The sequence below is a fragment of the Flavobacterium tegetincola DSM 22377 genome, from assembly GCF_000425485.1.
In the GTDB taxonomy this organism is placed as follows: domain Bacteria; phylum Bacteroidota; class Bacteroidia; order Flavobacteriales; family Flavobacteriaceae; genus Flavobacterium; species Flavobacterium tegetincola.
Map to the genome: position 1 here is coordinate 78687 of NZ_AUDN01000020.1, position 17251 is coordinate 95937.

Below are 17251 nucleotides of genomic sequence, written 5' to 3' on the forward strand. Positions count from 1 at the left end.
AACTAAAATTATGGGAACCGTTCAGAAATTTAATAAGGCGGTAATTTCTGGCGTGGAGGTATACAATACTACTTCGGGTGCGAAAACGTTGACCGATGAAAAGGGTCAATTTACCATTGAAATAAAAGACCAAGTTTCCAATCAAATTGCTTTTTATAAAGACGGTTTTGAGTTACTAGAAACTTCAATTAGTTCAGAACAAGAAAATTTCATAGTTACTTTACAAGAAATAACGAATCTTTCTGAAGTAGTTATTCAAAATCAGCGTGCCAAATTATTTAGTTTGAACCGTTTGAGAGATGTGGAAGAAACGGCAATTTATGCAGGTAAAAAAACGGAGGTCATTTCTCTGGCTAAATTAACATCAAATAAAGCAATTAATAATCCGCGTCAAATTTTTGGACAAGTAGTTGGTCTAACAATCAACGAAGGTTCCGAAGGTGGATTGCAGTTGAGCATTGGCGGTCGTGGTTTAAATCCGAATCGAACTTCAAATTTTAATACTAGACAAAACGGCTACGACATCAGTGCTGATGTTTTGGGTTATCCTGAAAGTTATTACGCAACGCCAACCGAAGCATTGGAGGAAATACAAATTGTTCGTGGAGCGGCTTCCTTGCAATACGGAACACAGTTTGGTGGTTTAGTCAATTTTAAAATCAAATCACCTTCTAAAAAGGAATTGGAAATTTCAACTAGAAATACGGTAGGCTCAAATAATTTATTTACCAATTTTACTTCATTAAGTGGTACTAAAGGCAAATTCAGTTATTACACTTTTTATAATTTCAAGCAGGGTGATGGCTTTAGGCCAAATTCAGAATTCAACAGTAAGAACTTTTTTGCCAATTTAAATTATCAATTCAATGCTAAAACGTCGGTGCATTTTGATTACACGCATTTCAATTATTTGGCCAAACAAGCCGGTGGTTTAACCGATTTTATGTTTAATGAAGATCCGCTACAAAGCAATCGGGAACGCAACTGGTTTGCGGTAAATTGGAATTTATATGCATTGCGATTGAAGCATAAAGTTTCTGAAACAGCTGATTTTTCTTTGCAATTGTTTGGTTTAGACGCAAGCCGAAAAGCTGTGGGTTACAGAAGTAATCGGGTTTCAACTCCGGATGTGGATGGAACCGTTAGAGATTTGATTCTGGGTGATTTTGTAAATTGGGGAGCGGAAGCACGTTATTTAAAACGCCATAATTTTTTAGGAATAAACAATGCATTTTTAATTGGTGCCAAATATTATCAGTCCAAGAATACAGGAATTCAAGGTCCAGGAAGTTCAGGAAGCGGAGCCGATTTTTCTTTAGCTACGGGCGAATTTCCCAATTATGCCAATCAATCAAATTATGAGTATCCCAATTTAAACATTTCTGTTTTTGGTGAAAATATTTTCAGAATCACTCCAAAATTTTCTGTTACACCAGGTTTTCGATTTGAGAATATCAGAACTCAAGCCGAAGGTTCTTATAGAAAAATTGGTTTAGATCTTGCTGGAAACGTTATTTTGGATGAGACAATTGCCGAGAATAATGTCAAGGACCGAAATTTTATTTTGTTGGGAATTGGCTTGAGTTACAAATTGAAAAACCGATTAGAATTGTACGGAAATGTATCACAAAATTACCGCTCCGTTACTTTTAATGACATTAGAACGGTTGAGCCAAGTCAGGTAATTGCTGAAAATATTACGGATGAAAAAGGATATACATCGGATGTTGGAATTAGAGGTCAGATTGGCGACAAAGTTAGTTTTGATGCAAGTGTTTTTGGTTTGTATTACAATGAAAAAATAGGTGAATATTTTACAATAAATCCCAATGGAAGTGCAGCACCTGTTCGATTGCGTGATAATATAGGAACTGCTTTAACATACGGTTTTGAAGCTATGTTTGATTGGAGTATCAGCCGAACATTTTTTGCCGAGAACGATCAATTTGTATGGAGTGCGTTTACAAATTCAGCAGTTACAACTTCTGAATACCTGAAATCAAATGCACCAAATATTGAGGGCAATGAAGTGGAATTTGTACCGCTATTAAATTTGAAAACAGGAACATCTGTGGGGTACAAGAATTTTATGACGAGTTTGCAACTGACGTACGTTTCATCTCAATTTACGGAAGCTACAAATAGCATTACTGATGATAACGACAACGCATATGGTATTTTCGGTGAAATTCCTTCCTATTACGTTGCCGACTTTTCTGCTTCATACAAATGGAAAAAATTCAAATTAGAAGCCGGTGTAACCAATTTTACCGATAATAAATATTTTACACGTCGCGCAACAGGTTATCCAGGTCCTGGAATCATTCCGTCTGAAACGCGGACTTTTTATACGACATTAGAATTTACCTTTTAGAACTTCATTTTCTGAATTCGAATCGCATTTAAAATCGCAAGTAAAGCAACGCCTACATCGGCAAAAACAGCTTCCCACATCGTGGCCAATCCACCAGCACCAAGGATCAAGACCAATCCTTTGACCACAAAAGCGAGTGTAATGTTTTGCCAAACAATTTGTTTTGTCTTTTTACCAATAGCAATTGCAAGAGGAATTTTATTGGGATTATCGTCTTGAATAACAACATCTGCCGTTTCAATTGTAGCATCGCTTCCTAAACCGCCCATTGCAATTCCAATGTCGCTTAATGCTACAACTGGCGCGTCATTTACACCATCACCCACAAAGGCAACAATCTTGTCTTGCTTTTTAATTTGTTCCAAATGGGTTACTTTATCTTCCGGAAGTAAATCTCCAAACGCATTTTTAATACCTAACGTTTGCGCTACTTTTTGAACCACAGCATTTTTATCGCCACTTAAAAGTGTTGTTTTGATGTGAAGTGTTTTCAATGCATCAATTGTAGTTTGCGCTTCAAATTTAATAGCATCTGAAATGGTGAGGTATCCGACAAATTCATTTTTGTACGCCACAGCTATAGTTGTGAAAATTATTGCATCTACATTCACCTCATGTGTGATTGAAAACGCATCCATCAATTTAAAATTTCCAACTAATAGCTCATTATTTTGAAACGTGCCTTTCAAACCTAAACCAGCTAATTCTTGTACGTTGCTGAATTTGATTTCATTATTTAAAGTGCCTACATGCTCATGAATGGCCGTTGCAACCGGATGTGAACTTTGACTTTCCAAAACATTAACCAAGGCTAAAATTTCGTTTTTGTCAAATTTAGAATTAAAATTCACTTCCTGCACTTTAAAAACCCCTTCGGTCATGGTACCTGTTTTGTCCATCACCACGTGATTGACTTGCGCAATTAAATCCAAGAAATTACTACCCTTAAATAAAATTCCGTTTTTACTTGCAGCACCAATTCCTCCAAAATAGCCAAGAGGTATACTGATGACTAAAGCACAAGGGCACGAAATAACCAAGAATACCAACGCGCGATACAGCCAATCGTTGAATATGTAATTTTCAACAAATAGTGCAGGAATAAAAGTAATTAGTACGGCTAATCCAACAACTATCGGTGTGTAGATTTTAGCAAATTTGGTAATGAATAATTCTGTTGGAGCTTTTCTCGAAGTCGCATCGCGTACCATTTTTAGAATGTGGGATAATTTACTATCGGAAAATTTTGCAGTAACTTCAACATGCGAAACCGAATTTAAATTGATCATTCCGGCTAAAATGCTTTCATTTTTCACTTTTGAATCTGGAACACTTTCCCCTGTTAAGGCAGAAGTATTGAAGGATGATTTTTCTGAAAGTAGAATACCGTCGAGCGCCACTTTTTCGCCAGGTTTTAGTTGCATTATTTGGCCAATGGATACATCAGTAGCTTTAAGAACAGTTGCATTATTTTGAGCATCTATTACTGTTACTTCATCCGGTCTAGAATCCAAAAGTGATTTAATATTTGCCTTTGCACGTGTTACCGCAAGACCTTGAAACAATTCGCCGATGGTATAAAAGAGCATTACAGCAACACCTTCTGGAAATTCACCAATAGCAAATGCACCTAATGTTGCAATACCCATCAAAAAGAATTCTGAAAACACATCTCCTTTTTTAATGCTTTGAAACGCTTCTTTTAGTACAGGATAACCTACAGGTATGTAGGCGAAGGTATATAAAACGAGTCGGAATGTTTCGGTAAACCAGTCGGGTTTTAGTACATAATCCAACACTATTCCGATAGCTAAAAGAATAAATGAACCCATTGCAGGTCCAAATAGTGCCAGATTATTGTCAGTATCTAATCCGTGGTCGTGAGAATGACCTTCCAAATTGTCATGAGAATGTTCCTCATCTTCAGTAGAATTGGAACAGCATTGAGAATGAGCGTTTTTCATAATTTTTAGGTAGAAAAAATTAATTGTACAGTATAGAATTTGATACGAAGTACAACCACTATATTCAAATATACTACTTATGTAAAGGTAGAAATTTTGAACCAATACATTTTACGCTATTAAAGTAAATCGTTACAAAAAATCAAGAAGAGCATCAAGAATTATAAACAACCATTTTATTTTGATAATTCCGCTTTCAACAAGCGCATTCCTTCCGAAGCGGTATTTGCAAAAACCACTAATTGATTTCGAAGATTTGGAATTTTGATGGGTTTTGGATCGATGTAATAGATTGTAGCGTCGTTTGGCACAAAGTCAACCAATCCAGCTGCTGGGTACACCTGCAATGAAGTGCCAATAACTAAACATAAATTAGCTTCCATTACCAATTGAACAGCTTCTTCCAAAGCGGGAACTTCTTCACCAAACCAGACGATATGAGGACGCAAATTAAACCCATCTTGGTCTTTATCTGAATCTAGTAAATCGATTTTCCAGTCTAAAATATGATTTGAATTTCGTGTACTTCTTACTTTTAGAAGTTCGCCATGCAAGTGCAAAACATTGGAGCTTCCAGCACGTTCGTGCAAATCATCTACGTTTTGTGTAATGATATGCACATCGAAATCATTCTCTAATTCTGCTAAAATTATATGTGCAGCATTCGGCTGCACTGTCAATAATTGTTGGCGCCTTTTATTGTAAAAATCCAAAACCAATCTAGGATTTTTTTGGTAACCTTCCGGTGTGGCAACATCCATCACATTATGACCTTCCCAAAGTCCATCGCTGTCACGAAAGGTTTGAATGCCACTTTCGGCGCTAATTCCGGCTCCGGAAAGTACAACAAGTTTCTTTTTCATATTATTTTTTCTATTAATTCTAATTAGGTTTAATTTTGAAAAATGTTATTTCGGCTGTTTTACAAACTTTACTTCGTCGAGGGGTGGCACAGGGGGAAATATTGGTGGCAATGGTACTAGTAAAGTGTCTTTATTATTGGCATATTTTAAAAATTTACCTTGTTTAAATTTTAGTTTAACTATTTCTTTTGAGTTGTAAGTATTTATTTTTTGAGTATTATTTATCTCGTCGTATAAAGTTTTATATAATTGATATTTAGAGGTTTGTTCGTAATTTATATCATGAAAAATAAACGACACTACTTTTCCATTTGTATATGAAATTCTGATACGAATTATCGGTCCGTCACAAATGAAAATGTCATCTGATTTTTCCATTTCAAAATAAGTGGCATCTCTTTTAAAGGTTTCGTTAGCTATTTTGTGCACTAAATTTTCTTCTAAAGTAGAATCATAACCTACACTACTGACTGAATCGATTTTAATTAAGTTTTTAGCGTTTCCGAATGAATTGATCGTCGAGTAGAAAATTGGTACTGGAATGAATTTCTGCACTTCAGAATCGAGTATATAATTATAGGCCATTACATCTATAGTGTCTAACTCAACTTTGTTAGAATTACATCCCACAAATAAAATGGTAAATATTAAAATGTATTTATTCATTGAGTGTAATTTAGATTACAAATATTGAACATAGATTAAAGTCTAAAGCTACCATTTTTTCTTATTTTTGCCAAAATTAAAATAATGATTGACCTCAAATATCTTGAATTCCTAGAAAACATTTTGACTGATAACCGAAAAGAACGTTTTGCAACTGTTTTAGCAAATCGTACGAATCACTTTACCGTTGCAATGGAAGATATTTTTCAATTGCATAATACCAGCGCGGTAATGCGAAGTTGTGAAGTTTTTGGAGTACAAGAATTGAACGTAGTAGAGGAGAAGTTTGGCAAAAGCATCGATAAGGAAATTGCAATGGGTGCTCAAAAATGGGTGGATGTCAATCGCTTTGAGTCGATTAGCAATTGTATTGAAAGTTTAAAATCAAAAGGATATCAAATAATTGCTACTACGCCACATGAAAATGATTGCATGTTGGAGGATTTTGACGTAACTCAAAAATCGGCTTTTTTCTTTGGAACTGAACGTGACGGACTTTCTGAAGAAGTATTGAAAAACGCAGATGGTTTTTTGAAAATTCCAATGGTGGGGTTTACGGAGAGTTTGAATATTTCTGTTTCTGCGGCAATTACGCTCCAAAATTTGACGAGCAGACTGCGAAAGTCGGATATTAAGTGGCAGCTTTCTGAAGAAGAAATTTTAGTTAAAAGATTGCAATGGGCTAAAAATACTATTAAAGATATTAAGAGAATTGAAGCTAGATATTACGAAGAAAATCCTAAATTATAATTAGAAACGATTTTTCATTTTTCCAATTTCGCGTTAGGGGTGGAAGTGGAGCTCTTTATTGCTTTAAAGAAAGCAATAAAAGCGGGAACGAACGACCCGACCCTGGTGGTAACGCCCAAATAAAATTACAGGTGATTCATTATATTATCTTTTCAAAATCTTATACTCTTCATAACAAGCGCTAATGGCATCCATGATTTGCAAATCGTTTGCGCTTTTTACAAATGCTTCGGAGTAATTACAACGTTCCATGATTTCGGCAATTTCGGATTTGGTTACACCCAATAATGCAGAAATGGTTTCTCGGTCAAATTTAGAAGCCAAAAGATTTTTAACGGTATCGTCTTTTTTCATTTCTTTTAAACGACGTAATTCTTTCGGTTTTTTTCCAAAGAAATTATACAACATGTCTGCTGGATTAAAAATTGAACCTAAAACGCGACCAAAAGCATTTGGAGAATATTCGCCGGCTTCATAACCTTCTGATAGTCCGGAAATACTGTATCTGTAATTTTCTCGTGTTGGAATTAATTTGGCATCTACTTCCAGGTAACCGGTCAGAATGTAAGGACGGACCGTTACTTCTTCCAGAGCGTAGGCTTTTTGGGTCAACTGAATGGTAGTCGACTTATTTTTTATCCAGTCGTTCGTAACTTTAACCTTGATGGATTTAAAACCAAGCAACGAAACGTGTAGCGTGTCGTTGGCAAAAGCCATCAACGAAAACTCACCTTTATCATTTGTTACCGCACCTTTTACGGTGTTTACATTGATGACGTTTACATTGGCCAATAAAAGCCCTGTAGTGTCATCTTTAATGATACCTTTTATGGTGGCACTTTCTACTTTTTCTTGTGCAAAGAGGAAGGAGGAAAGTAAAGTAAAAAAGAAAACTGCAAGATATTTCATGACTTATTTTAAGACCCTAAAAGTACTAAAACAGTTGAAACAATCTTGCAGTTTGCCTATAATTATAAGAAAATTAACTAAATAGTTTAGCTTTTTCTTGGTCTTCTTGGTTTAGGAGAATCTCCAAAACTTTCTGAACGTCTAGGTGCTCTTTCTGAACCTTCGCCTCTTGGCGCTCTATCAGAAGAACCTTCTCTTCGTGGAGCAGCACTTCTTCTTCCAAATCCACCTTCTGATGAACCGCTAGATCTTTCACTTCTGAAACCACCTTCGCGTTTTGGACCGAATCCGCCACCGCCAGAACCTTCACGTCTTGGACCAAAGCCGCCTGATCTTCCACCAGAACTTCTTTCGCCACCAGATCTTCCACCACCGGATCCACCTCTATTGTTATGATCACGTCTTCCGCCACCATCATTTTTAGAAATTTCAACGTTGATTCTTCGTCCTTCGATTTGAGTATTATTCAAAATCTCCATTACTTTATCAGAATGTTCTGCATCTGTATTAAAGAAAGAGAATCCTTCTTTTACATCTACTTTATAAACATCATCACGACCTAAATCTAATGTTTCTTTCAAGAAATCCTTCAATTGCATCCAGTCAAAATTATCTCTTGATCCGATGTTTACAAAATAACGAACAGCATCCGAATTGCTTACCGGACGATCGCCACGGTCTTCACGAGGACCCGCTGATTGATTTGATAAATCGCGTGTTTTCTTGTAATAATTGATGAAACGGTTGAATTCAACAGAAACCATTTTCTTGATCAATTCTTCTTTCGTCAAATCTTCAAGAACCGTGTTGATAGCAGGCAAATACGTATTGATTTCGCTATCTACTTCTGTATCTTTAATTTTGTTTGCCAAGTGCAACAACTGAATTTCGCAGATTTCAATTCCAGAAGGGATCGATTTTTCTTCAAATTTCTGTTTGATGATACGCTCGATAGAAGAAATTTTACGCAACTCACTTTTCGTTACAATAACGATAGAAGTTCCTAATTTTCCTGCACGACCTGTACGACCTGAACGGTGATTGTATGTTTCAATTTCGTCTGGTAATTGGTAATTTACAACGTGTGTAATATTATCAACGTCAATTCCACGAGCGGCAACGTCTGTAGCCACAAGCATTTGGATTTGTCGACCTCTAAACGATTTCATAACTCCGTCACGTTGCGCTTGAGATAAATCTCCGTGCAATGCAGCAGCACTGTATCCATCTTCAATTAATTTCTCTGCAACTGCTTGTGTATCGCGTTTTGTACGACAGAAAACAACAGAGAAAATATCTGGATTGGAATCGGCCAAACGTTTCAACGCTTCGTAACGGTCACGAGCATTTACAAGGTAAAATTCGTGAGATACGGTTGCTGAACCAGAGTTTTTAGCACCAACTGTAATTTCAATTGGATCATGCATGAATTGTTTAGCAATTCGTGAAACCTCTTGAGGCATCGTAGCCGAGAACAACCATGTGTTTTTATCGTCAGGAGTTGTTGACAGGATGTTTACGATGTCTTCGTAGAAACCCATGTTCAACATTTCATCTGCTTCATCAAGGACGCAAAAGTTAATTTTGGAAATGTCAACCAATCCTCGGTTGATCATGTCTTGCATTCTACCTGGAGTTGCTACAATAATTTGAGCGCCTCTTTTAATGTCTCTGGCTTGGTCTGAAATACTTGCACCACCATAAACAGCTACTACATTAATACCTTTTTCGTATTTTGAGTAGTCTTTAATTCCGTTTGTAATTTGCAAGCAAAGTTCGCGTGTTGGAGATAAAATTAACGCTTGTGTGCTTCTGTTGCTAGCGTCAATTTTTTGTATAAGTGGAAAACCAAAAGCTGCCGTTTTCCCAGTACCCGTTTGAGCTAACGCAACCATATCAGTGTCTTTTTCCAATAATAGGGGAATCGCTTTCTCTTGTACTTCAGTCGGATTCTCAAATCCTAGATCTAAAATCGCCTTCAGTAACGATTCACTCAATCCTAATTGTTCAAATTTATTCATATAGTATTTTAAATATTTTGCAAAAGTACGGCAAATATCTCTGAAAAACTAATGTTAATTTATCTTTTATTGAATTGTTAATAATTGATACTCAATAAATTATGATTTACTTAACTTGGCTGAAGAGTTAAAAACAGTACTATTCATGTTAAATAGTATCAAATTCGACTATAATCGACAACTTTAAAATAATTTGATTGTCTTTGGGCGTTACCACAAGGGTCGGGCTATACACTCCCGCTTCCCGATAAAAAATCGGGAGAGCTCCGCTGCTATCCCTAACGCGACTATTCCTGAAGGAGTTTAATCATAGCAAAAATAGTCATAAGTAGTTCATCCAATGTATTTTTCTCTAATACCTGAAATTCTTTTAAACCACAAATTGCACAAATTCGCGCAAATTTAATTTGTGAGAATATGTGTAATTTGCGGTAAAATTTTAATATTGAAGTTTACTTTTTCAAAAATTCAAGCAATTGCTTCACCGCCAATCCTCGGTGACTAATGGAAGATTTTTGCTGCTGGTTCATTTCAGCAAAAGTAATGTTGTAATCATTAGGTTGGAAAATAGGGTCGTAGCCAAAACCTTCAGTTCCCCTTTGTGTAGTAGTAATGTTTCCGTTGATAATTCCAGTAAATAAATGCTGTTTCTTATTTAGGTTCAAAGCAATTACAGTTTTAAAGTTTGCTTTCCGGTTGTCAGCTTCCTTTAATTCAAACAAAACCTTATCGATATTGTCTTGGTCATTTTTTTGTGCACCTGCAAATCGAGCCGAAAAAACACCTGGAGCTCCATTTAAATAATCAATTTCCAATCCTGAATCATCGGCAAAGCAATCAAATCCATACTTTTCCGTAACATAATTGGCTTTCAAAATTGCATTTCCTTCAATTGTATCTGCCGTTTCGGGAATTTCTTCGAAACATTCTATATCTTTAAGACTTAAAATTTGAATAGAATCAGGGACTAAATTCTGAATTTCTGCAATTTTATTTGGGTTGTTAGAAGCAAAAACGAGTTTCATTGTATTTAGTTTTAAAGGTAATTTGATTTTAAAAGGATATCAGACATTAAAGTATATCCATCCAAATTTGGGTGAACTCCATCTTCCGTAAATTTCACATTAAATTTTTCTTTGTCTTCCAATGCAGTGTGAAAATCGATGTAAAAAATCATTTCATCATCTGCTAAAGAAGCTAAAAATGCATTTAAAGTCCTGATTTTATTTCCTGGAAGAACTTTTGGATTCCAATAATAAGCAGAAACAGGTAGAATGGAACACAAAATTATTTTTAAATCGTGCTCTTTCGCCACAGCAATCATAGTCAAGAAGTTATGCTGTATTTTTTCTAAAGTTATTGGTCCTTGATTTTCGGCGATGTCATTGGTTCCAACAGAAATCACAACACACTTTGGTTGTAATTGAATGACATTAGCTGTGAAGCGTGCTAAAATTTGAGAGGTCGTTTGACCACCAATTCCACGATTGATGAAATGAGCATTTTCTTTAAGAAAAGGGTGTTGATTCCAACCTTCAATTATAGAATCGCCAATAAAAACAACCCGATTTTTATCAAATTGCATTTTTAAACTTTGGTTTTCAGCACGAAATCTTTCCAAATAAGCCCAATAATTCTTTAAGTTTTGCAAAAAAGAACAATTTTTATTTCTTTCCGTTCTTGTAACGTACTTTTTCTACCACTTCAATTTTCGGCTCTTTCTTTTTAGATCGGTCGTTACCTTTAAAAGCAGGTTTTCCTGTTGAAGAAACGGGTTTATTGCTAGAATAAGGTTTGCCACTTCCTGACGGCTTTCCTTTTGGTGCAGTAGAACTTCCTGCAGGTTTCGCCGTTTTAGGTCGGTTATTTACTTCATCACGATTTTTGGAAATCACATCCATCGCATTTTTAGGCTCTTCTTTGGTTCCTCTTAAATGAATAATTAATCCGTTCAAAAAATTACGTAGTACTTGGTCGCCACATTCCATATAATTAGGATGGTCATCCGCTCTAAAAAGTGCGTTCAATTCTGGTTTTTCAATATTGAAATCTACTAATTTTAATATATCTACAATTTGGTCGTCACGTAATTGCAGTGCCACTCTTAATTTTTTGAAAATATCATTATTGTTCATAAAAGGAAATTTTTTGTAAAGGTAATTTTTATTTTGTTGTAAAAAGATAGGATGATTTAATATTGTCGCTTTTAAGTTTTTATTGGTAAATATTTAAAGTTAAAATCTCGCAAAGGCGCGAAGACGCAAAGTTGGAGTACGCTTGCTTTGGGACTTAGCGAGATAATTTTTTATAAGTGGAAGAAATGATTCAACCTAAAACAACCATTTCACCGCTTGCTCAAAGTTTTCTCTCCAAAGTTTCTCATTATGTTCTCCGTCTTTCACAATAACCGATTTATTTAATTTTAAACATTCACAACGGTTTCGGTCCAGTAGTCGCACCATTTTTTTTAAATCCAAAGCCATAGTTTCATTTTCTTTATCTCCAGCGAGAAAGAAAATTTTAGCTTTCGTAGTTTCCGATTTTTCCATCAATGTATAAATTTCTTCTGAAAACCAAAATGATGGTGAGAAAACACCCGCTTTTCCAAAAACTTCTGGATATTTTAAAACTGCATAAAACGAAATTAATCCAGCAAGTGAACTACCGAAAATCGCTGTGTTTTTAGTATTCGATTTAGTTCGATAAACACTATCGACTTTTGGTTTCAAAGTTTTTACAATGAATTCCAAGTAGTTATCGCCATTTCCACCGCCGTATTTTTCGTTTTTATAAGGCGTCAATTCGTCGATTCTTTTTTCATTTCCGTGTTCAATTCCTATGACAATTATTTGTGCATTCATTTTATTCAACGTTTCGTCCACTTCCCATTCACCGACATAAGACGTTTTTGCATCAAATAAGTTTTGAGCATCGTGCATGTAAATTACAGGATATTTCTTGTTAGAAGTTGAATAATCCTTCGGTAAATAAACCCATATTTTTTTCTGCACATTTAATTCAGGTGAAAATATTTCAAAAGTAGTTACATTTTCAGAAGCAGTAGATTCTTGAGTATGAACCTTTAAAGAAAAAAATAAAGTAATTATGAAAATGAAAATCTTTTGCATAAGGTGGAAACTTGTGATTTTAAATAAAAAGAAATAATTTAGCTAAAAATAGTTATAATATGAATACGTATGCGATAAAAATTAATTTATTGAGCGAGATGATTGCGTTTTCTATCGTGGATGGCGAATTGCATGAACGTGAATATCAGTTTTTATCTTTAGTTGCAAATGAATTAAAAATATCAAAAGAAGAATTAAATGATTTGTTTCATCAAGAACATTTTTTAATTCCGATAAAGTCTGAAAAACAACGTATTCAACAATTTTATCGTTTGGCTTTGTTGATGCATATTGACGGTTTTTTACACGAAAAAGAAGCCACTGCTATCAAACAAATTGCTATTGATATGGGTCTAAGTCCATCAGCAACTTCACGTTTTTTAGAATTAATTCGCAAGACGAAAAACAGAATTATCGAGCCAAATGAAGTGTATGCTTTATTTAAAGAACAACGGAATTAAAATACTTTTTCTTGCAATGCTTTTATATCATCACGCAACTTTGCCGCTTGCATAAAGTCCAATTCCTTCGCTGCTTTTTCCATTGATTTTCGTTTTTCACGAATCAATTTATCAACCGCATCTTTACTCATATAAGTGGTATCAGGTTCTGCAGCAATGGAAGCTGTGTTTCCTAATTCATAATCGACCAACTTATTTTTCGTAAATGCACTTTCAATTTTCTTATTCAATGCCATTGGCACGACATTATTATCTGTATTGTATTGAATTTGTTTTGCTCGTCGATATTCCGTGTCGTCAATTGTTTTCTGCATACTAGCCGTCATTTTGTCGGCATACATAATCGCTTTTCCATTCAAATTTCGAGCCGCTCGACCAATAGTTTGCGTCAAAGAACGGTTGCTTCGAAGAAATCCTTCTTTATCCGCATCCAAAATTGCAACTAATGAAACTTCGGGTAAATCCAAACCTTCACGCAATAAATTGACACCAATTAAAACATCAAAAATCCCTTTTCGTAAATCCTGCATGATTTCAATTCGCTCTAAAGTATCGACTTCAGAGTGAATATAACGACAACGAATATTCAATTTTGTTAAGTATTTTGCCAATTCCTCTGCCATTCTTTTGGTCAAAGTCGTTACCAAGACGCGTTCGTCTATTTCTGCACGAATCTGAATTTCTTCAATTAAGTCGTCAATTTGATTCAAGCTCGGACGAACTTCAATAATCGGGTCCAACAATCCCGTGGGACGAATAATTTGTTCGACATAAACACCATCTGATTTTTCCAACTCATAATCCGCCGGAGTTGCCGAAACGTAAATTACTTGGTTTTGCATCGCCTCAAATTCCTCAAAACGCAAAGGTCGGTTGTCCATTGCCGCTGGAAGTCGGAAACCATATTCCACCAAATTTTCCTTTCGGCTTCTATCGCCACCATACATGGCATGTACTTGCGAAAGCGTCACGTGACTTTCATCCACGATCGTCAAGAAATCTTTTGGAAAATAATCCAATAAACAGAACGGTCGTGTTCCCGGAAGTCGGCCATCGAGGTAACGCGAATAATTTTCAATACCCGAACAATACCCCAATTCCCGAATCATTTCTAAATCGAAATTCGTTCGTTCTTCGAGTCTTTTGGCTTCAAGGTGTTTTCCAATTTCTTTAAAATAGTCAACTTGCTTCACCAAATCTTGCTGAATTTCCCAAATCGCTCCATTCAAAACATCAGGCGAAGTCACAAACATATTTGCAGGATAAACCGTCAACGTTTTATATTTCTCAACCACTAACGAGGTTTTTGCATCAAAAGCTTCTATTTCTTCAATTTCGTCACCAAAGAAATGCACCCGAAACGGTTCGTCGCCATAACTTGGGAAAATCTCTACCGTATCACCTTTAATTCTGAAAGTTCCAGGAGTAAATTCAGCTTCCGTTCGTGAATATAAACTTTGAACAAGCTGATGTAAGAGTTTTGTTCGAGAGATGATTTGGTCCCTATCTAAAGTGATTACGTTTTTTTGAAACTCAACTGGGTTTCCAATTCCGTATAAACAAGAAACGGAAGCAACAACCAGAACATCGCGTCGTCCCGAAAGTAAAGAAGACGTCGTGCTCAAACGCATTTTCTCCAATTCTTCATTAATAGATAAATCTTTTTCAATGAAAACTCCCGTAACTGGCATAAACGCTTCGGGCTGATAATAGTCGTAATACGACACGAAATATTCCACCGCATTGTTTGGAAAAAACTGCTTAAACTCCGAATACAATTGAGCGGCCAAAGTTTTATTATGTGCCAAAACCAAAGTGGGTCGTTGCACTTCTTGAACCACATTTGCCACCGTAAACGTTTTACCCGAACCGGTAACTCCTAAAAGTGTTTGGAATTTTTCCCCATTTTCAATTCCTTCCGCCAATTTTTTAATTGCTTGAGGTTGGTCGCCTTTGGGTTGGTAATCGGATACAACGTTGAATTTCATAGTAGCTTTTTTTCGAAATACAAATTTAGCAATGTTTTGCGGTATAAAGAAATAAGAAAAACTTAAAACTTCTGACTGGAATGGAGCCGGAGAAGGTTTGCACCCTGTTTTGGGCGTTACCACAAGGTTCGGGCTATCCAGTCTCGCTTTTTTATTATTATTTTTAAAAAAGAAACAATAATAAAAAGAGCTCAATTACTATCCCTTACTCAAAATGTACTTAAACACTAAAAATATATTTTTAAAATCAAAAAATCATATTTACAATACCTGTATATCGCTCGAACTTAATTAAAGTGTGCATTTACGTTAATCAATTGTTTGTGTTATTTTCTCTATATTCAAACTGTTAGCCATAGCTGTAAATATTTCATAATAAGCACCTTTCAGTTCATACAAGTATTCATGCGTTCCTATTTCTACTGATTTTCCTTTCTCTAAAACGATAATGTTCGAAGCATCAATAATTTGCGAAATACTGTGAGAAATAATGATTACAGTTCTGTCTTTTTTAATTGCATCTATCGATTTTTTAATCTGTTCTGTAGCAATTGCATCAAGACTTGCCGTAGGTTCGTCAAGAAATATAATTGGTGGATTTTTTAAAAATAATCGTGCAATTGCAATGCGTTGTTGTTGTCCGCCGGAAAGTAAATGGGCTTCAGATTCATAACCTTTAGGCAGGGCAATTATTTGTTCGTGTATGTAAGCATTTTTTGAAGCAGTTACAATCTCCGCTTTCGTTGCATCTGGATTTCCGTAGCATATATTTTCTGAAATAGTTCCTTTAAAAATGTGATTCTTTTGCAAAACTAATCCTATATTTTTTCTTAGAAAATCAGTGTCATACTCTTTTAAATCAATTCCATCGAGTAAAATCTTTCCTTGAGTTGGCTGATAAAATTTATCTAAAACGTTGACAACTGTACTTTTTCCGGCACCACTTAATCCAACTAATGCGGAAATTTCATTTGGCTTTATAGTAAAATTTACTTTTTCAAGTGCTTTTGTACCATTTGGATAAGTAAAATCTAAATCTATAACTTCAATTTTTCCAGTTATTTTTTCAGGAATATACGTTCCGCTATTTTCTTTGTGATGGTCTGATTCTATAATGTCAAAATAGCCTTCAGAATAAATCAAGGCATCGTTCACTTCGTCATAAATGCGATGCAATTGCCTGATTGGTGCTGAAACATTGTTGAAAAGCATTATGTGAAACATTATCGCACCAATGGTCATTGACCCATTTAACACAAAATAAGCAGTTAAAATGATGATGAATACGACACCTATTTGTTCTACAAAACTTTTAATACTTTCAAATAAAAAGCTCGTTTTCCTTGTTGCCATTTGATTTTCAGTCATTTCAAATTGTATTTTTTGATGACGCTCGGCTTCAAGTGGTTCTCTCGTGAATGATTTTATCACAGTAATGGATTCAATTAATCCTATAATTCCATTGTTTTTTGATTCTCTATAGGTCCGCATTCTTATCCTAAAACCACTTAATTTATTGGCTTGGAGTTGACTGATGTAAAAATAAATAGGTACAATACACAAACTAACTAATCCTACATAAAAATTCGCATAAAACATCAAACCTAGCGCCACAATTGCATTTGCAAAAAGCGGTAAGATATCGATAAAAAAGTTTTGGACAAGTCGGGTTATGCTACTTATTCCCATATCAATACGGGTTTGTAATTTTCCACTTTCGTTTTCGCTTGACGTGTAAAACTCCATTCGATAGGTTAGAATTTTCTCGACAATTGTTTGTGAAATATCGCGAGAAATATAAATACGCAATTTTTCGCCATAAAACTTCTGACCAAATTGTAAGGCAGAATATATTATTTCTTTGGAAAATAAAACGATAGCAATTGTACCAAGCAAATAAAAACCTTTTGAAAGTGGTTCTTGAGCAACCATCAAGTCACTGATGGAATCGACAGTATATTTTAATATTAAGGCGTTAACTTGTGCAGCAAATGACCCTAAAAAAGTAAGTAATAAGGTAGCCAAAACCATTTTTTTATAAGGTTTGACAAATGGAATTACTTTTTTATACAGCGTTTTTATGGTCATCTTTGATTTTAATACTTTTTAAAACGATAAGCAACAATC

At 35.2% G+C, this 17251-nt stretch carries 14 protein-coding genes; 3 read left to right on the forward strand and 11 right to left on the reverse strand.

All coding sequences use genetic code 11. The features are described from left to right. The first annotated feature begins 10 nt into the window (after positions 1-10). A complete protein-coding gene (locus H602_RS0104360; protein WP_157504909.1) occupies positions 11-2374 on the forward strand; it encodes a TonB-dependent receptor family protein in 2364 nt (787 codons plus the stop codon). Here H602_RS0104360 and H602_RS0104365 read toward each other — a convergent pair. The 3 genes from H602_RS0104365 to H602_RS0104375 all read right to left on the reverse strand — a co-directional run bounded on the left by H602_RS0104365 (position 2371) and on the right by H602_RS0104375 (position 5867). Further along, positions 2371-4338: a heavy metal translocating P-type ATPase gene (locus tag H602_RS0104365; protein WP_035758899.1), complete on the reverse strand. Its 1968-nt coding sequence runs from the start codon at positions 4336-4338 to the stop codon at positions 2371-2373. The two genes, H602_RS0104360 and H602_RS0104365, sit on opposite strands and share 4 nt — an antisense overlap. Positions 4339-4514: 176 nt before the next feature. After that, a complete protein-coding gene (locus H602_RS0104370; RefSeq protein ID WP_026976915.1) occupies positions 4515-5201 on the reverse strand; it encodes an SIR2 family NAD-dependent protein deacylase in 687 nt (228 codons plus the stop codon). A 45-nt stretch (positions 5202-5246) separates the two neighbouring features. Next, positions 5247-5867 (reverse strand): hypothetical protein, encoded by a 621-nt coding sequence (locus tag H602_RS0104375; RefSeq protein WP_026976916.1) that lies wholly within the window; start codon positions 5865-5867, stop codon positions 5247-5249. Between the two features lie 84 nt (positions 5868-5951). Between H602_RS0104375 and H602_RS0104380 the strand changes: the two genes are divergently transcribed. Next, entirely contained in the window at positions 5952-6617 is a 666-nt protein-coding gene (locus H602_RS0104380; protein WP_026976917.1) for a TrmH family RNA methyltransferase, read from the forward strand. A 144-nt stretch (positions 6618-6761) separates the two neighbouring features. Here H602_RS0104380 and H602_RS0104385 read toward each other — a convergent pair whose 3' ends face one another. The 6 genes from H602_RS0104385 to H602_RS0104410 form a co-directional block, all read right to left on the reverse strand. After that, on the reverse strand, positions 6762-7526 hold the full coding sequence (locus H602_RS0104385; protein WP_026976918.1) for a carboxypeptidase-like regulatory domain-containing protein: 765 nt from the start codon (positions 7524-7526) through the stop codon (positions 6762-6764). 86 nt (positions 7527-7612) lie between these two features. Then, complete coding sequence (locus H602_RS0104390; RefSeq protein WP_026976919.1) at positions 7613-9547, reverse strand: DEAD/DEAH box helicase; 1935 nt, start codon at positions 9545-9547, stop codon at positions 7613-7615. A gap of 452 nt (positions 9548-9999) precedes the next feature. Continuing rightward, a complete protein-coding gene (locus H602_RS0104395; RefSeq protein WP_026976920.1) occupies positions 10000-10572 on the reverse strand; it encodes a non-canonical purine NTP diphosphatase in 573 nt (190 codons plus the stop codon). 11 nt (positions 10573-10583) lie between these two features. After that, positions 10584-11198: a GDSL-type esterase/lipase family protein gene (locus H602_RS0104400; RefSeq protein ID WP_026976921.1), complete on the reverse strand. Its 615-nt coding sequence runs from the start codon at positions 11196-11198 to the stop codon at positions 10584-10586. A 13-nt stretch (positions 11199-11211) separates the two neighbouring features. Next, positions 11212-11682 (reverse strand): DUF1456 family protein, encoded by a 471-nt coding sequence (locus H602_RS0104405; protein WP_026976922.1) that lies wholly within the window; start codon positions 11680-11682, stop codon positions 11212-11214. 195 nt (positions 11683-11877) lie between these two features. After that, the gene (locus H602_RS0104410) at positions 11878-12675 is read right to left on the reverse strand and encodes an alpha/beta hydrolase (RefSeq protein ID WP_026976923.1); all 798 of its coding nucleotides are present in this window, start codon (positions 12673-12675) and stop codon (positions 11878-11880) included. Positions 12676-12734: 59 nt separating this feature from the next. Here H602_RS0104410 and H602_RS0104415 point away from each other — a divergent pair, with 59 nt between their 5' ends. After that, complete coding sequence (locus H602_RS0104415; RefSeq protein WP_026976924.1) at positions 12735-13136, forward strand: excinuclease ABC subunit B; 402 nt, start codon at positions 12735-12737, stop codon at positions 13134-13136. On the opposite strand, the gene uvrB is transcribed toward H602_RS0104415, so the two are convergent. Together uvrB and H602_RS0104425 are read right to left on the reverse strand one after the other, a co-directional pair. Then, entirely contained in the window at positions 13133-15124 is a 1992-nt protein-coding gene (gene uvrB / locus H602_RS0104420; RefSeq protein WP_026976925.1) for an excinuclease ABC subunit UvrB, read from the reverse strand. The genes H602_RS0104415 and uvrB overlap by 4 nt on opposite strands. Before the next feature lie 309 nt (positions 15125-15433). Beyond that, positions 15434-17212, reverse strand: coding sequence for an ABC transporter ATP-binding protein (locus H602_RS0104425; protein WP_026976926.1), 1779 nt, complete (start codon positions 17210-17212; stop codon positions 15434-15436). Positions 17213-17251: the final 39 nt, after the last annotated feature.